Origin of the sequence: Micromonospora arida (genome assembly GCF_003857035.1) — a bacterium.
In the GTDB taxonomy this organism is placed as follows: Bacteria; Actinomycetota; Actinomycetes; order Mycobacteriales; family Micromonosporaceae; genus Micromonospora; species Micromonospora arida.
Window position 1 is genome coordinate 1 of sequence record NZ_QGSY01000119.1, and the last position, 2,688, is coordinate 2,688.

General features: G+C 74.2%; 2 protein-coding genes. Both read right to left on the reverse strand.

Annotated features, from left to right (window positions below):
• Window positions 1-156: 156 nt before the first annotated feature.
• Window positions 157-1,626, reverse strand: coding sequence for an arginase family protein (locus DLJ58_RS06320; protein WP_208740887.1), 1,470 nt, complete (start codon window positions 1,624-1,626; stop codon window positions 157-159).
• A gap of 66 nt (window positions 1,627-1,692) precedes the next feature.
• Window positions 1,693-2,616: a tetratricopeptide repeat protein gene (locus tag DLJ58_RS06325; protein ID WP_124854281.1), complete on the reverse strand. Its 924-nt coding sequence runs from the start codon at window positions 2,614-2,616 to the stop codon at window positions 1,693-1,695.
• Window positions 2,617-2,688 lie beyond the last annotated feature (72 nt).

A 2,688-nucleotide genomic window follows, 5' to 3' on the forward strand; every position in this document is an offset into this window, starting at 1 on the left:
GGCCAACGCCCCGGCGTACGGCCCTCGCCCGGGGGGCAACGCCCGGCGCCCGGCCTTGATCCACTCGGTTTCGCTGAAACTGCGGTGTCCGAGCCACTCGGACACCCCGGATTCACTGAAACCGAGTCGATCAAGGCTAGGGGGCCGAAGACCGGGTCAGGCGGTGTCGGCTTCGTGCCTTTCCGGCGGGTTCTGGGTCGACGGGGCGGTGCGTCGCAGGAGACCTGGGCCGGCCGACGCCGGCGGGCCGACCGGTTCGCGTTCGACCAGGGGCGCGACACTGGCCGCGACGCCCGATGGCCCGGAGTGGGCCCGTCCGCCCGTGCCTGGTGACTCCCCCTCGGCCAGGACGTCGTTCGGCACCGCGCTCACCGACGGATCGACGCCGGGTGCGCCGACACCGGCCGGCCCGAGAGCCGCAGGCCCGAGCCCGGCAGGCCCGACGCCGGCAGACCCGAGCCCAGCAGGCCCGATATCGGCGGAGTCGATGTCAGCGGCATCGATGTCAGCGGGGAATTCAAGACTCGCAACCTGCTCAGCACCGTCGAGCCCAACCAGCCCGTCGTGCCGCTCGGCCCGGTTGGGACGCTCGGCACGGTTGAGCCGCTCGGCACGGTCGGAGCGATCGGTGGTGGCGGTGGCGCCCCGGCCGTTGCCGCGCCGCGGGGAGGGCGTGGGCCGGGCCGACAGCAGTCGGGGCGGCACGGCTTCCGGGGCGGTCACCGGTGCCAGACCGGCGACCACTGTGTTGACGATCTCGGCCGCGTACGAGCCGTCCGGGTCGTAGTCGGGGTCGAAGACGGTCAGCTCCACGCCGAGGCAGTGCGGGGTGTCGACCAGGCCGGCGAGCAGGATCTCCAGCTCGGCGAAGGCGATTCCACCCGGGTCGGGGGCGTCCACGGCGGGCATCACCGCCGGGTCGAGCACGTCCACGTCGATGTGCACCCAGTAGCCCGCGCAGTCGGCGAGTTGCTCGTGCGCCCACTGGGCCGTCCGGGCGGCGCCTTCGGCGCGCAGCGCCGGCACCGGTCGGGTGGTGATCCCGGCGGCCTGGAGGTCGAGCCGGTATTCGTCCTGGGCGCGGATGCCGAGCACCACCACGTCGATGTCGCGGAAGTAGGGCCGGCGGCCCTCCAGCGCGGCCAGGTCGGCCTGCCCTCGCCCGGTGACCAGGGCCAGGTCCTCACCGGCGGCCGCGCCGACGTAGGAGGCGTTGCCGGGGTGCCGGAAGTCGGAGTGCCCGTCGACGAAGACCAGCCCGATCCGCCCGCCGACGGCCTCGCCGAGGCGGTGCATGGCCAGGGCCGAGCCGAGGAGCACGGAGCAGTCGCCGCCGAGCACCACCGGGAACTCACCCCGGTCGATGATCGAGCCGATGCGTTCGGCGAGGGCCAACGAGTAGTCGGCGATCTCCCGGGCGTGGCACACCCCGTCGCCGGGCCGCCAGTCGCCCGGGTCGTACCGGGCGGGGGTGACGCATCCGGCGTCGCGGGCGCGGAGCCGGGCCAGCAGGTCGTGGTCGCGCAGCGCCCCGGGCGCCTTGGCGCAACCCGGGACCGACGTGGGCGTCGGCGGCCGTAGACCGAGATTTGTCGGCGCGTCGAGGACGGCGATCCGGCGCATCATGAGCTCCCGTCCTCGGTGGTCGGGCGGGCCGGCCGGAACGCCGGCCCGCGCTGGCGTGCTACGAACTCAGAACAGGGCGCTGGCCAGGGCCCGACGCGCCGACGCGACCGCCGGATCGTCCGGGCCGGCGATGGAGAAGAGCGAGACCAGGTGCTGGCGAACCGTCTCACGGTCCTCACCGGCGGTGCGCCGGACCAGACCGACGAGCCGGGCGTACGCCTGCTCGGCCAAGCCGCTGAGCACCTCGATGTCGGCGGCCAGCAGTTGGGCGGCGACGTCGTCGGGGGCGCTCTCGGCGGCGGCCAGCGCGGCGGACGGGTCGGCACCGGCCACCCGGCGGGCCACCCCGACCTGGGCCAGCCCCGCCGTGGCCGCGGCGTCCGCCGGGGCGTCGGCGAGGATCTTCCGGTACGCCTGCTCGGCGGCGTCCAGGTCGCCGCTCATCAGCGCGTCGTCCGCCTCGTCGAGGCGGGGGTCCTCCGGCTCGGCGACGGTCACGCCACCGGCCTTGAGTACGGCCTGGAGCCACTGCCGCAGCTGCGCCTCGGGAACCACTCCGGAGAAGGCGTCGACCGGCTGGCCGCCGACGACCGCGTAGACCATGGGGATGCCCTGCACCCGGAACATCTGGGCGATTCGGGGATTTTCCTGCACGTCGACCCGGGCCAGCACCCAGGTGCCGCCGCCCTCGGCGTTCAGCCGCTCCAGGACCGGGGCGAACTCGTCGCTCTCCGGGAAGCCGGCCGCACCGAAGAACACGACGACGGGCGTGGCCATCGAGCGTTCGAGCACGTCGGACTGGATGGTCGCCTCGGTGACGTCCACGATGGCGGTGTCACCGCCGGCTGTGGGCGCGCCGGGGGCGCCGTTGGACGGGCCGCCCTGCGGGGGCGTGCCGGGGCGGGTACTTGCTGGTGCGGGGCCACGCAGCGTGCTGAGGTCGACCGCGCCGCGGGTGAAGATCGACGAGGTGATCCGTGGGTCGCTCATGGTTACCTAGTCTCGCACGTGAGCCCCCGATCTCAGCTCACCCGCAACCCCGACGTTGCAACTCTCACGCGA

Coding starts and splice junctions, on each gene's coding strand:
- DLJ58_RS06320 (WP_208740887.1), bottom strand. CDS start 1,626: ATGATGCGCCGGATCGCCGTCCTCGACGCGCCGACAAATCTCGGTCTA.
- DLJ58_RS06325 (WP_124854281.1), bottom strand. CDS start 2,616: ATGAGCGACCCACGGATCACCTCGTCGATCTTCACCCGCGGCGCGGTC.